2 protein-coding genes are annotated in these 3455 nt (G+C 69.8%); both read right to left on the bottom strand.

Annotated elements, in window-relative coordinates:
• On the bottom strand, positions 1–1034 hold a 1034-nt coding region (locus HUU95_RS11500; protein ID WP_174280235.1), incomplete at its 3' end, for an FAD-dependent monooxygenase.
• A 337-nt stretch (positions 1035–1371) separates the two neighbouring features.
• On the bottom strand, positions 1372–3297 hold the full coding sequence (locus HUU95_RS11495; protein ID WP_174280234.1) for a CocE/NonD family hydrolase: 1926 nt from the start codon (positions 3295–3297) through the stop codon (positions 1372–1374).
• Positions 3298–3455 lie beyond the last annotated feature (158 nt).

Genomic DNA, 3455 nt, shown 5'->3' with positions numbered 1-3455 from the left:
TGGCGCTCGGCGCTGTACGTGTCGAGCAGCGCCGGCCCGGCCTCCCCCGCCAGCACCATGCCGAGCTTCCAGGCGAGATTGTACGCGTCGTCGATGCCCGTGTTCGCGCCGAACCCGCCGCGCGTCGGGGGCAGCTGGTGCGCGGCGTCGCCCGCCAGGAAGACGCGGCTGTCGGCGTAGCGCTCGGCGATCCGCCCGGCCATCTCCCAGCGGCCGGTGGTGATGAGTTCCACCGGCATGTCGCGCCCGAGCGCACGGTGGATGGCGGCGCGCAGCTCCGCCTCGCCGCGCTCCGCGTCGTCGTCGAACATCAGCACCCAGCGGCCGTCGGGATAGTGGGTCAGGAACGCCCGGAACCCCGGCTGATCGATCTCGAACTGCTGGACGCCGGCCTGGAGGTAGGCGTCCGCCTCGTCGCAGCGGAACAGGACGCTGCGGATCGTGCGGAGATGGCCGACGCCCACGCGCGCGATGCCAAGCCGCTCGCGCACGGCGCTGTCCGCCCCGTCCGCCGCGATCATGTAGTCGGCCTGGATCGCGTAGGCCGGGCCGCCGTCGCGCGCGCGCGCCTGGACGATCACGCCCGATTGGCTTTGCGAGAAGGACAGCATCTCGACGCCTTGGCGCAGGTCCGCCCCGCGCTCGACCGCCGCCGTGCGCAGGATCGGTTCGAGCAGGTCCTGCGCGAGGGCGGCACCGGTGCACGGCGAGGCGGAACCCTTGTCGCGCTCCTCCTCGCCCGGCGTCCACGGCGTCTCCTCCCGCCATGCGCCGGCGAGGCTCTCGACGGTGGCGCGGCGCAGGCGGACATCGGCCGCGATCTGCGGGATGCGGTCGGCGATCCCGGCGGCACGGTAATGTTCCAGCGTCAGCTCGGTGAAGCCGATCGCGCGCGGGTGAAGCGAGCTGCCGCGATGCTCCTCGACAACGATCGTGTCGACCCCGCGCCAGGCGAGGAACAGCGCGGCGGAGAGCCCGACCAAGCTGCCGCCGACGATGACGACCTGGGTGCGGTGGATGGTTTCGGTTTGCATGGGTGACGATCCTTCCGGTCATGCCGCGGGCACGGCGAACAGGACGCGGTCGATCGTCGGGTGGGTCGGAACCGCCGGGGCGTTGCCGATGCAACAGGACTGGCGTTCATTTCACCTCCAACGAAAACGGCACGCGTCCGCCTTCGTCGTGGTCCGCGGCCCAGGAGGGCTGGAATGCACCACCCGCGAGGGTGATCGACCGGGGCTCACCACGCCGGTCCACCTTTTTCGACGCCGCCTTGATAAGGCTGGGGCTTGCCCCTTGCAACAAGGTCCGCGCGAAAGGGGGGGGGGGAGCGTCGCGACGACGCTCCCTATTGCCTATTGCCTATTGCCGTCATTCCACCACCGGCATCAACACCGCGCTCGCGGCGCTGCCGCCCCGCAGCAGCGTCACCGTCTGCGTCTTGTAGTCGCCCGGCTTGGCGTAGAAGATGTTGGGCACATAGGTCTGCGGGTTGCGGTCGTAGAGCGGGAACAGCGACGACTGGACCTGTACCACCATGCGGTGCCCCGGCTGGAACACGTGGTTCACCGTCGGCAGCCGGAACTTATATTCCTGCGCGACGCCCGCCGGGATCGCCGAGGGGTGGGCGGCGTCCTTGCGGTAGCGGCCGCGGAAGATGTCGAGGCTGACCGCGAGCTGATAGCCGCCCATCTTGGGGTCGGCCGGGTTCACGTCGGGATATTGGTCGATCACCTTGACCACGAAGTCGCCGTCCGTCCCCGTCGTCCTGGCCCACAGGTCCGCGACCGGCGGCCCCGCGACGCGCACCGCCCTGGTCAGCACGGGGGAGCGATAGGTCATCACGTCGGGCCGCCCGTCGGCGAAGCGCTGGTCCTGCACCAGCCAGTCGCCCCAGCGCCCATCCTCGAAATTGACCGGGCGCGGCAGGTGCGGCACCGGCTTGGCCGGATCGGCGACATAGGCGTCGCCGCCCGTCGCGGCGTGCTCGAACCCGAGCCCCCCGCCCGCCTGCAAGTAGAGCGGCGTCAGCGCCTTGGCGCAGCCCTGGCAGGCGAGCGGCCAGTCCGCGAACCGGTCCCAATGGTTCTCGCCGGTGTTGTAGATCGTCGCCGCCGGCAGCGTCGGCATCGGCTGGTCGCGCAGGTAATGCTCGAACAGCGGCAGCACCATCGTGTCGCGATACTGGGCGGCGGTGTCGCCCTCCCATTTGAACGGCCCCAGCTCATAGCCGACGCGATTGACTTGGCTGTGCCGCCACGGGCCCATCACCAGCCAGTTGTTGCCGCCCTTGCCCGCGGCCTTGAGCGCCTCCCAGCTATGGATCGCGCCCCACATATCCTCCTGGTCCCACAGCCCCTGTTCCCAGATCGTCGGCACCTCCGACGGATGCGCGACGAGCAGGCGCACCAGGTCCTGCCCCTGCCAGAACGCATCATAGGCCGGGTGTTGCGACATGCGGGTCCAATAGGGAAGTTGCGCGTAGCCCGACTTCGCTGCCCAGGCGCCGGCCGAGCCGATGTCGCGGAAATTGTCGTAATCGTCCCAGCCGCCGGTCGACGGCGCCTTGCCCTCGCCCTTGTAGCCGGTCTGCCCGCCCAGCCAGGCGATGTTGGCGAGCCGGAACGCGCCATAGTGGAACCAGTCGTCCCCCATCCAGCCGTCCACCATCGGGCTCTGCGGCGCCGCCACCTTGAGCGCCGGGTGCGGGTGAAGCAGCGCCATCACCACCGTGAACCCCTCATAGGACGAGCCGACCATGCCGACGCGGCCGTTCGATTCGGGCAGGTTGGCCTTGTTCACCAGCCAGTCGATCGTGTCGTACGCGTCCGTCACGTGATCGACCTTGGTAGGGTTGAGCGGCCCGATCACCGGGCGCGTCACCACGTACTCGCCCTCCGATCCGTATTTGCCGCGCACGTCCTGATAAACGCGGATGTAACCGTGCTTGACGAAGTTCTCGTCGGCGAGCGGCAGCGTCTCCAGCATCGAGCCGCTGTCCGCCGTCCGCGTCGCGCGGCCCTTGGCATTGTACGGCGTGCGGGTCAGCACGATCGGGGCATTGGTCGCGCCCTTGGGCACGACGATGACGGTGTAGAGCTTCACCCCGTCGCGCATCGGGATCATCGCCTCGCGCTTGTCATAGTCCTTGGCCGGCACCGGTGGCGTGAACTTGTCGGGCACGTCGCCCGCCTGCGCCTGCGCGCGCTCGGGCGAGTCCTTGGGCGCCGGCGTCACCTGCGCGGCGAGCGGGGCGCACACCGCCGTGGCGGCGAGCAGCACGAATAGTCGGCGCATGGTCATTCTCCGGTCACGGAATGCGTGTCTTGTCCCGGTCGAAGCCGCTCCCGTGAAGGGCGTCAAGAGGATCACGCCCATGACGATCGATCGCCGCTCGCTCCTGGGCCTCCTCGGCGCGGGCGCGGCCTGGCCCGGCGAGGCGGCGGCCGCGCCGG

Source organism: Sphingomonas bacterium (genome assembly GCF_903643065.1).
In the GTDB taxonomy this organism is placed as follows: Bacteria; Pseudomonadota; Alphaproteobacteria; order Sphingomonadales; family Sphingomonadaceae; genus Sphingomonas.
The sequence above is the reverse complement of the archived record's forward strand: the minus strand, read 5'-3'. Positions and strand labels throughout refer to the sequence as shown.

Bases quoted from the DNA above. Each gene is read 5' to 3' on its own strand.
- HUU95_RS11495 (WP_174280234.1), bottom strand. From the start codon at position 3,297: ATGCGCCGACTATTCGTGCTGCTCGCCGCCACGGCGGTGTGCGCCCCG.